Origin of the sequence: Peptostreptococcus anaerobius VPI 4330 = DSM 2949 (assembly GCF_000381525.1) — a bacterium.
Classification (GTDB): Bacteria; Bacillota; Clostridia; order Peptostreptococcales; family Peptostreptococcaceae; genus Peptostreptococcus; species Peptostreptococcus anaerobius.
Genome location: NZ_KB906629.1, coordinates 1 through 17,751 on the forward strand (window position 1 = coordinate 1; position 17,751 = coordinate 17,751).

General features: G+C 36.4%; 16 protein-coding genes and 1 riboswitch. Of the genes, 15 read left to right on the forward strand and 1 reads right to left on the reverse strand.

Going from position 1 to position 17,751, the window contains the following annotated elements:
* Positions 1 to 469 precede the first annotated feature (469 nt).
* The 11 genes from F823_RS0107455 (at position 470) to F823_RS0107505 (ending at position 11,527) form a co-directional block, all read left to right on the forward strand.
* Complete coding sequence (locus F823_RS0107455; RefSeq protein WP_019595558.1) at positions 470 to 1,720, forward strand: RNA-guided endonuclease InsQ/TnpB family protein; 1,251 nt, start codon at positions 470 to 472, stop codon at positions 1,718 to 1,720.
* Between the two features lie 337 nt (positions 1,721 to 2,057).
* Positions 2,058 to 2,630, forward strand: coding sequence for an HMA2 domain-containing protein (locus tag F823_RS0107460; RefSeq protein ID WP_002843921.1), 573 nt, complete (start codon positions 2,058 to 2,060; stop codon positions 2,628 to 2,630).
* A gap of 11 nt (positions 2,631 to 2,641) precedes the next feature.
* Positions 2,642 to 3,031 (forward strand): HMA2 domain-containing protein, encoded by a 390-nt coding sequence (locus F823_RS0107465; protein ID WP_019595559.1) that lies wholly within the window; start codon positions 2,642 to 2,644, stop codon positions 3,029 to 3,031.
* 49 nt (positions 3,032 to 3,080) lie between these two features.
* The gene (locus tag F823_RS0107470; protein WP_002843934.1) at positions 3,081 to 5,288 is read left to right on the forward strand and encodes a heavy metal translocating P-type ATPase; all 2,208 of its coding nucleotides are present in this window, start codon (positions 3,081 to 3,083) and stop codon (positions 5,286 to 5,288) included.
* Positions 5,289 to 5,300: 12 nt separating this feature from the next.
* Entirely contained in the window at positions 5,301 to 6,065 is a 765-nt protein-coding gene (locus tag F823_RS0107475; protein ID WP_002846620.1) for a hypothetical protein, read from the forward strand.
* Positions 6,066 to 6,163: 98 nt separating this feature from the next.
* Positions 6,164 to 6,439 (forward strand): hypothetical protein, encoded by a 276-nt coding sequence (locus F823_RS0107480; protein WP_002843939.1) that lies wholly within the window; start codon positions 6,164 to 6,166, stop codon positions 6,437 to 6,439.
* Positions 6,440 to 6,510: 71 nt separating this feature from the next.
* Positions 6,511 to 6,626, forward strand: a riboswitch (FMN riboswitch).
* A 134-nt stretch (positions 6,627 to 6,760) separates the two neighbouring features.
* Entirely contained in the window at positions 6,761 to 8,062 is a 1,302-nt protein-coding gene (ribD, locus tag F823_RS0107485; protein WP_002843923.1) for a bifunctional diaminohydroxyphosphoribosylaminopyrimidine deaminase/5-amino-6-(5-phosphoribosylamino)uracil reductase RibD, read from the forward strand.
* Entirely contained in the window at positions 8,047 to 8,715 is a 669-nt protein-coding gene (locus F823_RS0107490) for a riboflavin synthase (protein ID WP_002843922.1), read from the forward strand. Before ribD ends, F823_RS0107490 begins: the two co-directional genes overlap by 16 nt.
* A gap of 167 nt (positions 8,716 to 8,882) precedes the next feature.
* Positions 8,883 to 10,088 carry a bifunctional 3,4-dihydroxy-2-butanone-4-phosphate synthase/GTP cyclohydrolase II gene (locus F823_RS0107495; RefSeq protein ID WP_019595560.1) on the forward strand — a complete coding sequence of 402 codons (1,206 nt, stop codon included), beginning with the start codon at positions 8,883 to 8,885 and terminating at the stop codon, positions 10,086 to 10,088.
* 64 nt (positions 10,089 to 10,152) lie between these two features.
* The gene (gene ribH, locus F823_RS0107500; protein ID WP_002843893.1) at positions 10,153 to 10,617 is read left to right on the forward strand and encodes a 6,7-dimethyl-8-ribityllumazine synthase; all 465 of its coding nucleotides are present in this window, start codon (positions 10,153 to 10,155) and stop codon (positions 10,615 to 10,617) included.
* Positions 10,618 to 10,726: 109 nt separating this feature from the next.
* Positions 10,727 to 11,527 carry an SDR family NAD(P)-dependent oxidoreductase gene (locus F823_RS0107505; RefSeq protein ID WP_002846617.1) on the forward strand — a complete coding sequence of 267 codons (801 nt, stop codon included), beginning with the start codon at positions 10,727 to 10,729 and terminating at the stop codon, positions 11,525 to 11,527.
* On the opposite strand, the gene F823_RS0107510 is transcribed toward F823_RS0107505, so the two are convergent.
* Positions 11,524 to 12,465, reverse strand: coding sequence for a diacylglycerol/lipid kinase family protein (locus tag F823_RS0107510; RefSeq protein ID WP_002846615.1), 942 nt, complete (start codon positions 12,463 to 12,465; stop codon positions 11,524 to 11,526). The two genes, F823_RS0107505 and F823_RS0107510, sit on opposite strands and share 4 nt — an antisense overlap.
* A gap of 294 nt (positions 12,466 to 12,759) precedes the next feature.
* Between F823_RS0107510 and aroD the strand changes: the two genes are divergently transcribed.
* The 4 genes from aroD (at position 12,760) to F823_RS0107530 (ending at position 17,681) form a co-directional block, all read left to right on the forward strand.
* Positions 12,760 to 14,319, forward strand: coding sequence for a type I 3-dehydroquinate dehydratase (gene aroD, locus F823_RS0107515; protein ID WP_019595561.1), 1,560 nt, complete (start codon positions 12,760 to 12,762; stop codon positions 14,317 to 14,319).
* Positions 14,320 to 14,512: 193 nt separating this feature from the next.
* Complete coding sequence (locus tag F823_RS0107520) at positions 14,513 to 14,875, forward strand: YbaN family protein (RefSeq protein WP_002843920.1); 363 nt, start codon at positions 14,513 to 14,515, stop codon at positions 14,873 to 14,875.
* A 240-nt stretch (positions 14,876 to 15,115) separates the two neighbouring features.
* Positions 15,116 to 16,417, forward strand: a complete 1,302-nt coding sequence (locus tag F823_RS0107525; RefSeq protein WP_002843933.1) for an alkaline phosphatase family protein — start codon at positions 15,116 to 15,118, stop codon at positions 16,415 to 16,417.
* Complete coding sequence (locus F823_RS0107530; protein ID WP_002843902.1) at positions 16,410 to 17,681, forward strand: MFS transporter; 1,272 nt, start codon at positions 16,410 to 16,412, stop codon at positions 17,679 to 17,681. The genes F823_RS0107525 and F823_RS0107530 overlap by 8 nt, the downstream gene beginning before the upstream one ends.
* The last annotated feature ends 70 nt before the right edge of the window (positions 17,682 to 17,751 follow it).

Genomic DNA, 17,751 nt, shown 5'->3' on the forward strand with positions numbered 1-17,751 from the left:
AAGATGGTAAGATTTTATATAATCGAAAAGTATTTACTAGCGAAAAAGATCTGATAAATCAGGTGGCAAAGCATGAAAGAAGATATAATAGTACGGCAAAAACAAGTTTAAAATTTAAAAGCCCAAATGAAGTTGTAGAAGAGTATTTCAAAAATACAGCCTGCTATTGTGAAAATTAAAATGAACTAAGTCAAGGTACGCAAAGCTTTACTCCTTGACTTATCCATTTATAATTTTCGATAAAATGGCAAGTATTTTGAAAAACTTTCTCGTAAGTGTAACATATGTATTGACAACTAAGAGTGATTTAACTATTAAAAGAGCATACTTTTATAGCAAAAGACTTATAATAATGTTATAATTATTATAATAATTTTATAAAAATGGAGCGTAAAACCCACTACCCTTTGGGTGGTGGGATATAATAGACACATAGGATATTTCCTAAATTTGAAGAAAGGAGAAAGTTATGTATCTTACGGTTAAGCAACAAGTAAAACACCTGTCTAAGGAAGATTACCTTGCTCTAAAAGAGCTAAGTCATACAGCTAAGAACCTTGCCAATCAAGCAATCTATAATGTAAGACAATATTACTTCACCGAAGGGGAATATCTTAACTATCAAAAGAACTATGCTTTGCTTAAAGATAGCGAGAATTATAAGATTCTCAATTCCAACATGGCACAGCAGATACTTAAAGAAGTAGATGGTAGTTTTAAGTCATTTTTCGGGTTGCTTAAACTTGCAAAAAAAGGTAAATATGCCTTTAAGGACTGTAAATTGCCTCATTATCTTCCAAAAGAGGGGTTTACCACACTGGTCATCGGATTTGTACGTTTGAATGGAAATAAACTTATTGTTCCATTTTCAAATATGTATAAAAAATCCCATTCACCTATTGAGATTACGATACCACCTATACTTGTAGATAAACACATCAAGGAAATTCGTATCATACCTAAAGCAAACGCAAGGTTCTTTGAAATTCAATATATTTATAAAACTGAATGTGTTCAAAGAAATCTTAATCAAAATAATGCACTTGCTATAGATTTGGGTATAAACAACCTTGCTACGTGTATCACAAACACAGGTGAATCATTCATCATAGATGGGAGAAGGCTTAAATCTATAAACCAGTGGTTCAATAAAAAGAATGCTCGTCTTCAAGGTATTAAGGATAAACAAGGTTTTGGTGAACGCACAACTAATCGCCAGAAGGAAATTGCCCGTGACAGGAATAACAAAGTTAATGACTATATGAGTAAAGCAACACGTACAATAATCAATTACTGTATCGCTAATGATATAGGTACTCTTGTAGTTGGATACAACGAAACATTCCAACGAGGTAATAATCTTGGCAAACAGACTAACCAGAACTTTGTAAGTATTCCTTACGGAAAACTAAGAGATAAACTCCAGTATCTTTGTGAGCTTAATGGTATAGCGTTCGTTAAACAAGAAGAATCATATACATCAAAAGCATCATTTTGGGACAAAGATAATATCCCTGTTTACAATGCTGATAACCCACAAGAGTATGCGTTCAGTGGTAATCGCATTCATAGAGGAATGTATAAAACTAAAGATGGTATTGTGTTCAATGCTGATGTTAATGGAGCATTAAACATCTTACGTAAAAGTAGCGTTGTGAGTCTTGAGACTCTATACGGTAGAGGCGAAGTGGACACGCCTGTAAGAATAAGGGTTGCCTGACTTGTCAGGTGGAGACTTAAATACCAAACTTCTTAAACGAGGCATAAGCCCTTAGAAGCCACCTACCTTTAGGTGGGTGGTAGTTCACATGGGAAATATTTACCATATAGATTGATTAGTCAATATAAAATGAATGGCAGTAGGTTGGCCTATTGTAATAGAGCAGTAGCCTAATGGAAGGGAACCAAGCTCTAAGTCAAAACAATTGAGAATATAAAACATTGAAAAATCGATATTTTTATGAAAATTTTATTTGTAATTGAGAATTAAATATGCTATAATTATATATAAACATTATAAAGTATTAAATTTATTAATAACAGAGGAGGTAGTGGATATGGTATTTAATAACAGATTACACATAGTGTATTTGGGATTAATTTTAGCTAATCTGGCATCTAAGGCTGGCAAGAAAAAAAATAAAAATAGGTTGTCGCTTCCATCTTTTAAGCATGCAATAGAAGTAAAGAGCTCAATACCTGGTAGGGTTAGGTTTTATGTTCCAAGCCTAGAAAGTAATATAGAGGCAGCAAATGACCTTGTTGAACAGATGGGTAAGATACCAGTAATAAAATCTTGTAAGGTCAATCTTGTAACAGCGACTGTCTTGGTAGAGTACGACCACGAAAACTTAGATCCTAATACTTTAGAAGGTGCGATAATAAAATTATTGGGTATAGATAAGACTATACTTGAAAAGAGAGTATCACGCATGAGGGCTGAAGGTTCAAAGTTACTTGATACAGCGAATAATGCTATCTATGACTTTACAAATGGAATTTTGGACCTTAAGACACTTGTAGCCACTATATTTGTTATCTACGGTATAAAGGATTATAGGAAGAATCGTGGTAATTGTGCACCAGGAGCTGCAAATCTATTCTGGTGGGGATCACAGGTACTACTATAAAGGAGATATTTATGTTTAATATAAAAACAGCTATGTTTAATTTATTTTTTAAGTTTGACCTAGTCTCAGACCTACCAGGTAGGATGAGGTTGAAGGTTGCCCATTACAAGAAATTACCAAAGGAGACTCACCAATATCAGCATTACGGAATTGAGGTCATAAAGAGGCTGGATGGTATTGATAAGGTGACTTTTAACTTTGTAACGGGAACTGTTCTGATAGAGTATGACAAGTACAAGTTGACGTCTTCAGAAATACTTGCTTATTTGGACCTTATAAAGAAACTTGTAAATGATAATATGGGACTAATAAAGAACTTGGACGGAAAGAGTGAGAAGGAAATAGTGGATATACTATTCTCAGTCTTAGATGCCTATAGGTCAAAACATGATTTTAAATAATTTGGCGTCAAAAATAATATGTTCTATTTGAAAGGAGGGAAGATACTTGATGAATATGGGAAACAGATCTTTCAAGTTAAAATGTGAAAACCTAGCAGCTATAAGTGGAAGAATAAGACTAAGATATAGGGGAATATGTCATATAACTAGCCATTACAATCAATTGATGGAAGATATATATGATGTATACTATGTGAAATATGTAAAGATAAATTCTATTACAGAGACGATTTTAGTAGAATATGACAGCAGTAAAAATGTAGAAATTGATGAAGTAATAGATGTAATAAATAACATAGTAGCTAAGTACTCTCTTGAGGTATATAAGGGCTATATTGAGTCTAAGATGATAGAGGGTGCAGGAAAGTATGAAAATGTAAATGAGTCATCTAGAAAGCTATTGGTTAGGCTCTTGATAAATGGAGGGGTAATACTTGGAACCAGACTCCTGCCATCTGCAAGATTACCACTATATCCTATGTCTAGGCTAGCTAACTTTACGACAGTGCCAGCATTGACATCACTAGCTCTGACGTCTCCACTCCTAAAGACATCATGGGATGGATTAGTTGAGACAAAGAGACCTAATGCTGACTTTTTGACAGTAACTTCAATTGTTGCAAGTATAATGTTGGGCAATTCAATATCAGCCCTTACAATAATAGCCCTGTCTGATATAGCGGAGTTTATGACTTCATATACTGTTGAGAGGACTAGAAACTCAATCAAGAAGCTACTGAGTGTTGAAGAAGATACTGCATGGAAACTAAATGAGGATGGAAAGATAGAACAGTGTGGAGTTGACAAGCTAAGAAAAGACGACAAGGTAGTCATCCATGCTGGTGAAAAGATATGTGTCGATGGTGAGATAGTATCAGGCGAGGCCATAGTTGACTTGAGTTCAGTGTCAGGTGAGTATATGCCTGTCATCAAAAAAGAAGGAGAGAAGGTCTTTGCAGGTGGACTGATCAAAAACGGTACTATAACTGTTAGGGCTGAAAAGGTAGGCGATGATACTGTAATATCTAGGATTATAGACCTAGTTGAAAACAGTGCCAACCAGCAAGCACCGATACAGAAGTATGCAGACAAGTTTTCAAACTATTTGGTGCCATTAAACCTACTTCTTAGTATAGTTGTCTACGGTGCTACTAGGTCTACAACAAAGGCTCTTAATATGCTTGTTATAGACTACTCATGTGGCATAAAGCTTTCTACGGCTACAGCTTTTTCTGCAGCAATTAATAACTCTGTAAAAAATGGGGTATTGATAAAGGGAGGAGCTTTTATAGAGCAGCTGAGCATGACAGATACTATTGTACTTGATAAGACTGGTACAATAACTGAAGGTAAGCCTAGGATAAAGGGCGTACATATAGAAAATGAAAACTACAGCGAAAAAGACTTAGTAAGGTTGGCGTGTGCAGCAGAGGAATCTTCTTCACATCCACTATCCTACTGTGTACTAGAATACGGTAAGCTACTAGGTGTAGATATACCTATTCACACTGCTATAGAAACAGCTGTCGGCAGGGGTACATATACAAGCGTAGATGACAAGATAGTCAGGGTAGGTAACCTTAAATTTATGAATGAAAACGGCATAGAACCAAGCTACGAATCTATAGAATTTGCAAATGGAGCAACTCCTATATTCGTATCTTATGGGGATGAATTTATAGGTGTTATCTCAGCCTATGACAAGCCTAGAAACCATATCAAGAGGTCCATCAATATGATGAGGTCTAATGGTATAAACGAGGTTGTAATCCTTACTGGAGACATGAAAAAACAGGCTCAGGAAGTAGCCAACAAGGTCAATGCAGATAGCTTTAGGTATGAACTATTGCCTGAAGATAAGGCCAATGAGATCTTAAAGATGAAGTCTGAGGGTACAGGTGTGATAATGGTTGGAGACGGTATTAATGATGCGCCGGCTCTATCCTATGCAAATGTCGGTATATCTCTTGGGTCAAAGTCTACAGATGTAGCTATGGAAACATCAGACATAGTGATCAACTCAGATGACCCTCTAATGATACCAAAGGTTATAGACCTATCAAATAAGACAATGGAAGTTGTAAAACAGAATTTCGCCTTGGTTGTAGGTATAAATACAGTCGGCTTGGTCCTAGGTGCAGTCAGCAATATATCAGTATTTTGGTCAGCTGTAATGCACAATATGAGTACAATCTTTGTGGTTGGTAACTCAGTTAGGATGCTCTTCTATAATATGCAATCTAATTACTTAGAATAGTGGAGGTAGCCAATGAAAAAAATAAAGAAATCAGAGTATAGAGAAGTAGATGTAGTTTTTTCCATACCTGGTAGATTGAGGTTAAGGGTTGACGGTTCTTCTAATGACCCTATCAAGATCTTAAACAATATAAAAAATGAGTCAAATATTACAAGGGGGTCTTACAATAGTATAACTAATACATTTGTATTGGAGTATGACCACGAGCGTACAGACCTAAACAAGTTGATATTAAACTTTTGTGGAGAATATTCAAGGGATATGTCTATAACAAGAGTAAAGGTCAATTACAAGATAGGCAAGAGGGCAGGACTTGGATATAGCTCTGCTGTATCTATGGCATTTATCATCCTAGACCTAGGAATCAACCTTATGGGAATAGGTACTGGATCTAGGTATAAGAGCTTCGTAAGATGGTCAGCCTTAGTTACTACAATGGGAGCCATATTTGAGCACGGTTACAAGGAACTTAATGAAAATGGTGCCTTTGACCCTGAAGTAATGTCTATTATGTACTTGTTTAACTCTATCAACAAGGGTACAGCTACAAATACCAATACAGGACTTTATTCACCTGCAATTGCTTGGTTGTTGACGTTTGGACGTCATATATTAACTAAGAGACGTAGATCTGTAATGATGAACGCAGTCTCTAGAAATGGCAAGATGACTATATGCGAAGAGGAAAACAAGTCTATGTTCTATAATCAGTTTATAGAGTCTTGCTTTGATATGTACCAAAATGTAAATATGAAAAAGAGTCTATCAAGGATATAATAAAATATATAAGAGAAATAGACAGCAAAAGACATAAAAAGATAATAATTGGGCATGAGCCTAGTGATTTATATAACTAATAATTAGGAGGTAATACTATGTTTGAATGGAGAAGAAATACAGAATTAGTAAAGGGAATAGCTATAGGTGTTGGAGTGTGTGCAGCGGGATACGTAGTTTATAAGAAGAACGAGGATGCTGTAAATGCATTTTTGAATGACCACGGATTCAATATAGACACTAAGACATCAAATGACTACTACTCAATGTCATTAGAAAAGTTGATGGAAGCTAGAGAAACTATTGATGATATAATAGCTGAAAAAGACTTAACAGGTGTTGTAGTAGTATCAACTGACGACGAAGAAAATTAGTAACAAGTAATTAGGATGAATGACTTGACAATAAAAATTAAATATGTTAATTTAGTATTGTAAAAGTTAATAAAAGTCTTCAGGGCAGGGTGAGATTCCCTACCGGCGGTATAGCCCGCGAGCCATTATGGCATGATTTGGTGAGATTCCAAAGCCGACAGTAAAGTCTGGATGAAAGAAGATAGTGAATTTATGTAATATCTAAGCTCTGGAATGTTTTCATTTCAGAGCTTTAATTTTTCTGATAATAGTTTAGGATTATCAATGAGCCCTGAATCGCATATACGGTTTGGGGTTATTTTATTTTGAGAAGGTGATATTTTGCAGGAAATAGACAGGTTAGAAAAAGACCAGCACTACATGAAAATAGCCTTGGATTTAGCTAAGAGAGGGATTGCTAGAGTGAGTCCCAATCCTTTGGTAGGAGCTGTGATTGTCAAGGATGACCAGATTATAGGCAAAGGTTATCATGAAAAGTATGGAGGACTACACGCTGAGAGAAATGCCATCAAGGACTACAAAAATAGGGCGATTAATGACCCAAACCTTACAATAGAGGGGGCAACAATGTACGTTACCCTAGAGCCTTGTTGTCATTATGGTAAGACACCGCCTTGTACAGAAGCCATCATAGAAAACAAGATAAAAAGAGTTGTTGTAGCATCTCTTGATCCAAACCCACTAGTTGCCGGCAAGGGAGTCAAAATACTAGAAGAGGTTGGTATAGAGGTTGATATCGGAGTGTTGAAGGATGAAGCTGACAGGCAAAACAGGATATTTAGGCATTATATAATAAATAAAAGACCGCTAGTAACTATGAAGTATGCTATGACAATGGATGGCAAGCTAGCAACCCATACAGGAAAGTCAAAGTGGATTACAGGCCATGATGCCAGAAGGAGGGTTCACCTAGACAGGTTGAGAAATATGGCTATTATGGTGGGTGTGGGTACAGTCTTGGCTGATGACCCAAGTCTTAACTGTAGGCTTGAAGACTTTGATGGGTTTGACAAGATAAAAAAAGACTACTCTATAGAGGGTTTAAGAAATCCTATAAGGGTAGTTGTGGATTCTAGCCTAAGAACTCCATTTAATTCAAAAATAGTAACTAGTGCCAAGGATATAAAAACGATTATATTTACAATTTCTGAAGATATGGAAAAGATAAGAGCCTATGAAGACAGGGATTGTATTGTCATAAAAACCAAGAAAAAACTCTACAGGTCCATAGGGAAAAAGCAAGTACAGATAGGACAAGAAATACAGATGGACCAAGATGGTCATAAATACCAGGAGTACCAAGTATATCAAGAAAGACAGGGCGAGAGGTTTGTAGTAGACCTAGAGGACCTTGTGGAAATACTGGGACAAATGGGGATAGATTCCATACTTTTAGAGGGTGGGAGTCAGCTTAATTTTTCTGCCCTAGAGTCAGGTATAGTAGACAGGGTCCAGGCCTATATAGGACCAAAGATATTCGGTGGAGAAAAGGCCAAGAGTCCAATCGGAGGTATAGGAGTAGACTTGCCAGAAGATGCCTATATGCTTGAAAATATTGAATTTGATAGTGTAGGCAAGGATATATTGCTAGAGGGGGATTTAGTGAAATGTTCACAGGGATAGTTGAAGAAATAGGCAGCATCAAAAAGATTAGCAAGGGACAAAAGTCTGCTGTACTTACAATAGCTGCAAAAAAGATAATGGAAGATGTAAGACTAGGGGATTCAATAGCTGTCAATGGAGTATGCCTGACAGTGACTGAGTTCACTAGGAGTGAATTTTCGGTAGATGTCATGCATGAAACCCTTGATAGGTCATCATTATCATCACTTAAGATTGGCTCCAAGGTCAATATGGAAAGGGCCATGCCAGCAGATGGAAGGTTTGGAGGTCATATAGTATCTGGCCATATAGATGGAACAGGAAGGATTGTAGATATAAAAAAAGATGACAATGCCATCTGGTATAAGATTGAAGCAGGACAAAATATACTAAAGTATATAATAGAAAAAGGGTCTATAACTATAGATGGAATCAGCCTTACAGTTGCAAGGATAAGCGACAGGGACTTTTCGGTATCTATTATACCCCATACTCTGGCAAATACAATACTGGCCTACAAGGGTCTAGGGGATATCGTAAATCTAGAAAACGACTGCATAGGAAAGTATGTCGAGAAACTCTTGGGCCTAAAGAAGTTTGAAGACGAGATGGGTCAAACAGAAGGCAAGCAATCCAGAATAACAGAAGACTTTTTGTTGAAACATGGATTTTAGGAACAAAATAAAGGATGGTTTTTAGGGACAAAATAAAGTATGTTTTTTAAAACCAAAATAAAGTATGTATTTTTAGGTCCTAAAGAATGCAATTTAGAAAAAATGCACTTTTTAAGGAATAATCAAAATAAATTAATCAGTAAAGCTATAATATTTGGAGGTTTGATATGTTTAAATTTAACACAATTGAGGAAGTAGTAGAAGATTTAAGAGCAGGTAAGTTGATCCTTGTAACTGATGATGAAGATAGGGAAAATGAGGGAGACCTAATATGTGCAGCTGAATTTGCAACTACTGAAAACGTAGCATTTATGGCACGTGAAGGTATGGGTCTAATATGTATGCCTATGAGCGCTGAATACTGTAAAAAGCTAGGACTTTCTCAGATGGTTACGGACAATACAGACAATCACGAAACAGCATTTACAGTGTCTATAGACCATGTTGACACAACTACTGGTATATCAGCAGTTGAAAGAGGTCTTACAGCTAGAAAGTGTGTAGAGGAAGGAGCAAGACCAGAAGACTTTAGAAGACCAGGTCATATGTTCCCTCTAAAGGCAAAGGATGCTGGTGTCTTGGTAAGAAATGGCCATACAGAGGCTACAGTAGACCTTATGAAGATAGCTGGTCTTAAAGAGGTAGGCCTATGCTGTGAAGTGATGAAGACTGACGGTACTATGATGAGAACTCCAGACCTTATAGAGATGGCTGAAAAATACGACCTAAAGTTTACAACTATAAAGCATATACAGGAATATAGAAAAAGACATGACAAGCTAGTTGAGTGCTCTAGCATAGTGAAGATGCCTACTAAGTATGGTGAATTTACAGCCCATGCCTATGTAAATACCCTAAATGGAGAGCACCATGTTGCCCTAGTCAAGGGTGATATAGGGGATGGAAAGAATGTACTGTGTAGGGTTCATTCAGAATGCTTGACTGGTGATGTATTTGGTTCTGAACGTTGTGACTGTGGAGACCAGTTTGCAGCGGCTATGAGACAGATTCAAGAAGAAGGAAGGGGAATCCTCCTATACATGAGACAGGAAGGAAGAGGTATAGGCCTAGTAAACAAACTAAAGGCATATGCCCTACAGGATACAGGGTTGGATACATTAGAAGCCAACTTAGCACTTGGATTTGAAGGAGATATGAGAGAGTACTACACAGGAGCTCAGATCCTAAAGGACTTGGGTGCCAAGACTCTTAGACTACTTACAAACAATCCAGACAAGATATACCAGCTGAGCGATTATGGTATGGAGATAGTAGAGAGGGTGCCTATCCAGATAGCTTGTACAGAGCATGATGAAAGATACCTACACACAAAGAAGGACAAGATGGGTCACCTACTAGACTTTGAAAAATAGACACGTATTTAGATTAGATAATATAAGAGCAATAATATATATAAAAAGATGAGGAGATAAAAAGATGAGAGTATTAGAAGGTTCATTAGTAGCAAAGCAGGCAAGAATAGGTATAGTAGCAGGAAGATTTAACGAATTTATAACATCAAAGCTAATAGCTGGTGCAGTTGATGCCCTAAAGAGACATGATGTTGATGAAGACAAGATAGACCTAGCTTGGGTACCGGGGGCATTTGAAATACCTCTTATAGCATCTAAAATGGCAAAGTCAGGAAACTATGATGCAGTATTATGCCTAGGGGCTGTAATAAGGGGCAACACTAGTCACTATGACTATGTGTGTGCAGAGGTATCAAAGGGGATTGCCCATGTTTCACTTGAAACTGGAATACCAGTTATGTTCGGTGTTGTAACTACAGAAAATATCGAACAGGCTATTGAAAGGGCTGGTACAAAGGCTGGTAACAAGGGATATGATGTAGCAGTTGGGGCAATTGAGATGATAAACCTTATAAAGGGTGAATTCTAATAAGGATGTTAAAATGGTGGTAGTCTCTTTGGTCTACTACCATTTTTCTATTATTAGTGTTATTATATACTCATAAATAAGTCTTGAATTATGAAAGGATATATAGATTATGGAAGATTCAAAGAAATGGGCGATAGTGACTGGTGCCAGTTCGGGCATAGGAAGTGAGTTTGCAAAAATACTGGCTCAAAAGGGATATTCATTGATCCTCCTTGCGAGAAGGTTGGATAGACTAAGAGACCTTCAAGGAGATTTGAGGTCAGGTCCTAGCAAGGGCATAGATATCAAGATTATGAGTATGGATATAAGAAATACTAGTGATATAGCTAGGCTTATAGGAGAGACTAGTGGTCTAGATGTAGAAGTTGTGATAAACAATGCGGGATTTGGAGACTTGGGAGATTTTGACCAAACCGATATAGAAAAAGAGATGGCTATGATAGATACCAACATCAAGGGTCTTCATATGATGACCAAAGAATATCTAAAGGTATTTCTTGAAAAGGACAAGGGTTATATCCTGAATGTGTCCTCAAGTGCTGGTCTGATGCCAGCTGGTCCTTATATGGCTACCTACTATGCTACAAAGGCCTATGTGACTAGTCTAACATCTGCTATAGCAGGTGAGCTAAGGGCAAAGAATAGCAAGGTGTATATAGGTCAGTTGTGCCCAGGACCTGTTGATACAGAATTCAATGATGTTGCAAACTGTAGTTTTTCATTGAAGGGAATACCAGCTAAGTACTGTGCAAAATACGCTATAGAATCCATGTTTAAATATAAGGAGGTTATAGTACCGACTAGTAAAATGAAGTCAGCAGTATTCTTTTCAAAATTTTTACCTAGAAAAATCATAGTGGACATATGTGGTAGACAGCAAAAAAAGAAAAATGGTTCACCTACTGACTAGTAGGTAAACCAAAATGCTTGTCTAGTGAGTTCACATTCTATGTGGTAGCAGTCTTTTTCCTTGTCCTCGCCATCCACCTGCATATATTGAGGGTCTCTTAAGATTATTTCAAACTTGTCTGAACCAAGTCTTTTGACATTATCTGTACATTCAAGATGACTTGCGTTTTTGATTAGTTTTGTAAGTAGTCTCAAAAATACAGGAAGGTTGATGTGGTGGGCAATTACAAGACCAATCTCGTGGTTATTTTGACTTGATAGGGGGTCTAGTTTGATACCAGAACCGAGGTAGGGATGGTTGGTAACAGAGGCTAGAATGATCTTGTCAAAATTATGAGCCTTTCCATTTTCAATCACAGTCATAGAAAACTTGCTATGTAGCTTAAAAGCCTCAACTACATGGTGGAGGTAGGAAAGCTTGCTAAGACCTATTTTGTTGAGCAATGCCTTTGAAGACTTAGTTGAGCTAAGGTGCACTATTAGCGAGTCAAAGCCAAAACCAAGGCTGTTGACAGCATAGTTAATAGACCCATCTTTTAGGCTTGTATATTTTATTATTTCAAGTTGGCCTGATTCCTTGCTATTAATTAGGGAATCAAGAAATGGTTCTGGTTCTGTCTGTATCTTTACAGCCCTATTAAAATCATTGCCAGTACCAGCTGAAAGATAGGCAATTGGTGTCTTAGATGATATTGACTGTAGACCGTTGATGGCTTCATGTAGGGTACCATCTCCTCCTATAACTACCAATCTCTTTTCGGGGTCATTTTCTATTTGCCTGTCTATTTCCTGTATTAGGCTAATAGCATGGCCCTTGTATTCAGTGACAAATACGCTCGCAACTATATTTTTTTTTGAACAGACATCCAATAACTTACCTAAAACCTTAGTCCCTCTAGAAGATCCAGCTCCCTTGTGGACTAGTATATATATATGCATTTGATTTTTCTCCTTGTCGATATAGATATATAAGATTTATTTCCTATCTCAAGCTATATTATATAGGACTTTTGAATATAATGCTATATATTATATTTTATAGCTACAAAGATTTTTAAAAGAGTGGTACTATTAGAATATATAATGAAATAAAATATGTTCACATATAAAGTACGTGTAATTATATATAAAGTATGTGTAACTATATATAAAGTATGTGTAACTATATATAAAGCATATATAGGGTATTCAAATTAGGCTTGTGGCGAATACTTGAATGAGGAGTTGAGTGATATGATACAAAGTGACATTGAAATAAAGGTGGATAAGAGGGTGATTAGGGGGATAGTCACTAGACCACCTACAGAACAAAAAAAATATCCTATGGCCATTATCAGCCATGCCCTTATGTCGGATATGAGTAAGGATTTTTATATAGACCTTGAAAAATCCCTCAACGAGATGGGATTTGCAAGTATAAGGTTTGACTTTAATGGGCATGGGACAAGTGACGGAAGGCTTATTGATATGACCCTATACAATGAAGTTGAAGACCTAGAAGCTGTATTTGACTATGCAATAAAGCTTGATTTTGTGGATAGGCTGGGACTTATAGGTCATTCACAGGGGGGAGTTATTTCGAGTTTGCTAGCAGCCAAAAGAAATAAGCAAGTAGATTTTCTAGTGCTTTTGTCACCATCTGGAATCATGGAAGAATCTTGTAGGGCAGGTCTATTTATAAAGAAGATGTTTGACCCTGCTAATATACCACCAGTGCTTGGATATGGTAAAAAGGCAGTTGGTGGAGCCTACTTAAAATCATCCCAGGATATGGATATATATGTAAAGGCGAGAGGATATAAGGGACCTGTATGTATAATACACTCTAGAGAAGATGAGATGGTCCCAATTTACTATTCTGAAAAGTACCTTAGACTATATGAAAATTGTATGCTAAAGATAATAGATGCTGCTGACCATATGTTTTTGAATGGTGGTCAAGAAGCAATCAAAAGAATCAGTGGATTTTTAGGAGAGATGGACAAGAAGTTCGTCAAGGTAAGAAACCTACTAATAGGTAAGGGAAGGCCAAAAGTATGCATACCAATATTGGAAAATACATACTCAGAAACCCTAGCAGAGGCAGGGCGAATACTTAAGCGTTTTAAACCAGACATGATAGAGTGGAGGGTTGACTACCTAGAGGACTTATACAATACTGATGATATGATATCCACACTCAAGGAGTTGAGAAGTATTATAGGCCATATGCCACTTATCTTTACATTGAGGACGAGGCATGAGGGTGGCATGGTAGATATTACCTATGAGAAGTATTCATCTATAAATAGGATGGTAGCAGCATCTGGATATGTTGACCTCTTGGATATTGAAATGCTAAATGATGACCAGAAGCCCAAATCTTTGGCAGGTGATATACATGAACTAGGTGGGCTTGTAGTAGGCTCTTACCACTATATTGATGGTAATGACCAGATGCTAAAGATAGACAAATTTGGTGATACTAAAGATGGACTCAGTGTAGACCAGATAAAGAGGATCATGTACAGGATGAAAGATCTAGGAGCGGACATAGGAAAGCTTGCTATTATGCCAAAGTCTAGAAAAAATGTCTTTGATTTACTAGAGGCCAACTACCAGTTGGATGAAGAGGATATAGGTATGCCTATAATTACTATGTCAATGGGTAAGGAAGGTATAGTATCTAGAATTGCTGGTCAGGTATATGGTTCATCAGTTACCTTTGCTACTGCTGGTAAAAATTCAGCACCAGGTCAGTTAGATGCCAATGATACTCTCAAGATATTGGACTATATAGATAGGAACCTATAAGATTTCCAAAAATACAAAAGAAAATACAAATAATTTTTAATTAATAACGAATATTAATATGATATACTCCTATTATATCCTAGTAAGATCTGTATGGATTTTAATATTGACTTACAAGGGTATGAGATTTGCATTAAATTTTTTTATTAGGATAAGCTTATTAAGAAGTACTATCTTAAAATAGGAGGAATAGATGAGATACATATATGTAGTGTTAGGTTTTATATCACTTGGTCTTGGTATGGTTGGAATAGCCTTACCGGTTTTGCCGACAGTTCCATTTTTGCTACTTGCTTCATTCTTTTTTGCCAAGGGTTCAGAAAGATTTGATAGGTGGTTTAAGGCGAGTAAAATATACAAAAACCATTTAGAATCGTTCGACAGGGACAGGTCTATGACATTAAAAACCAAGCTTACCATATTGATACCAGTATCCCTGATGCTTTTATTTGCATTTTTTAGGTATGATATTCTACCTATGAGAATTACAATTGCAGTTTTAATAGCTTTTAAATACTACTATTTCTTGAAGGTTATAAAGACAATAGAAGCTTAGAACTAAATAATATAACAATAAACAGGTATATAGTCCAAGTGATTATATACCTGTTTATTGTTATTGGTTACAAATATAAAGAAATACTAAAAATAGATGAATTTATTTTTTTATAGTGATAAAATAAAGTAAAATAGCAATTTAAAATAAAGATTGACCTTGATCACTTGTACAATTAGTTAGTCCTTTATATAAGGGTCATTGAGCGGTGATTAAAGTTATTTATTTCAGGAGAATAATATGAAAAGATACTTACATATCTTATCTTTTGATGGCCTATCAAAGGTGGATATTGAAAAAATGAAGAGTTTGCCAAATTTTGGTGAATACTATAAGAAGGCTTCTGGCTGTATATCTGTGAGCAGTGTATACCCTAGCCTTACATATTGTGCTCATACTTCGATAGCTACAGGTTGCTATCCTAGTAGGCATGGAATAATTAATAATACAAAACTACAGATGGATAGGAAGAGTCCTGATTGGTATTGGCACGACAAGGATATAAGGGTGGATACCTTCCAAAATGTAGCTGCCAAGTCCGGCTATGACATACTGTCCATATTCTGGCCTGTTACTGCAGGTGCCAAGCATATTAAATACAATATGCCTGAGATATTTGCCAATAGAAAATGGCAGTCGCAGATTCTTGTATCGCTTAAAAACGGTAGCCCATATTTCCAGTACAAGCTAAATTCGATGTTTGGCAAGCTTAGAGATGGTCACAAGGAGCCTGAATTAGACAATTTTTCTCATGAGTCTTTCTTGTATTCACTTGAAAATTTTAAGGCCCATATAAATATGGTTCATTACATAGATCTTGACTGTCAAAGACATGAGTATGGATTTGACTCTAAAGAGGCTAACGATGCTTTGGAAAGATTAGACAAAAGACTTGGTGATATAGTCAAAAAGCTTAAAAAACTTGGAATTTATGATGAATCCACAATTGTGATTCTTGGTGACCACAGCAGTATTGACGGACATTCAAATATATATCCAAACTGCCTTTTGGAGAGGGCAGGACTGCTAACAAAGAATTCTCAAGGCATGGTAAAGGATTACAAGGCTGTAGTAAAATCGGCTGACGGTGCTGCCTATGTCTATGCAGATAAAATTGTTGGGGATGACCAGATACTAGCTGCTATAGACCCTCTTGTAAAGCTTGGAACAATAGAGAAGGTGTATAGGTCTGAAGAGGCTAGGGAATTAGGGGCAGATGTGGACTGTAGGTTTATGCTTGAAGCTGCCAAAGGATATTTCTTTATGAATGATGTAAAGGATAGACCTATAATAGAAGTTGAAGAGACTAGACCATATACTAGTGGAAAAGTATGCATCAATAACCACGGATACAATCCAAGTTTAAAGAATGATTATGAAACAGTGTTTTTTGCAGCTGGTAGGGGGATTAAACCAGGTGTATTTATAGATAGTATGAGTTTGGTTGATGAAGGACCGACTTTCGCATCTATGTTGGGTCTGAAGATGCTTGACACAGATGGTAGACCTATTAAAGAGATTTTGGAGGATTTTAATGACTAAAACTACTAAAAAAGAAAAAAGCTGGATTATGTATGATTGGGCTAACTCGGCATATTCAATGACTATGTTATCGACTATATTGCCTATATACTTTACATCGGTCGTTGGTGAAGCCGGTATATCCAAAGACTTGGCTACTTCATATTGGGGCTATACAAATTCAATAGCATCCTTGATAGTAGCTGTATTGGCGCCTATTATGGGAGGACTTGCAGACTATATGGGTGTTAAAAAGAAGTTTTTTAAGATATTCACTTTTACTGGAATTATATTTACTGGCTTGATAGCCTTTGTACCTCATGGAAGATGGATACCGCTATTGGGAATATATGTAATTTCACTTATAGGTTTTTCCCTATCTAATGTATTTTACGATTCTTTCTTAACAGATGTTACATCTGATGATAGGATGGATAATGTATCATCACTTGGCTATGCCTATGGTTATATAGGTTCTACTATACCATTTATAGTCTGTATGGCCCTTATCATAGGTGCTCAAAAGGGAGTAGTACCTATAAGCGTAACTCTTGCAACAAAGGGATCATTTGTAATTACAGCGGCATGGTGGTTTTACTACACACTTCCAATGCTCAAAAATGTAGAGCAGATTCATGGCAAACCATATAAAAAGTTTGCTGTTAGAGATACAGTAGATGATTTTATAAAGTCTTTTATAAAGATAAAAAGACATAAAAAGGCATTTGTATTTTTATTGGCCTACTTCTTCTATATTGATGGTGTAGATACGATAATTAGGATGGCAGCAAGCTTTGGTACAGCTATAGGTATATCTTCAACTAATCTCTTGGTTATACTTTTAGTTACACAGTTCGTGGCCTTTCCTTTTGCAATTATATATGGAAAGTTGGCAGAAAAATTTAATGGTAAAATAATGCTTTTGGTAGGGATATGTGTTTATATATTGATATGCATAGTGGCCTTCTTTATGACTAATGCTAGACAGTTCTGGATACTTTCGCTTTTAGTTGCCAGCTCGCAGGGAGGAATTCAGGCCCTATCTAGGTCATATTTTGCTAAGATGATACCTAAGGAAAATTCAAATGAATACTTTGGTTTTTACAATATATTTGGTAAGTTTGCAGCTATAATGGGACCATTTTTAGTTGCAGCTATAACTCAGATAACTGGTGAAGTAAGGTCTGGAGTATTGAGCTTGATAGGTCTATTCCTAATAGGTGCGGTTCTATTTATTAGGGCTACAAGGATAGAAGACGACTTTCGTATGAGAAAATTAAAATAAACATAAAAAAGAGGATAAAAACCAAACATTACTATATGAGCTAGATTATAGCTATCTCTTATTTGGTATA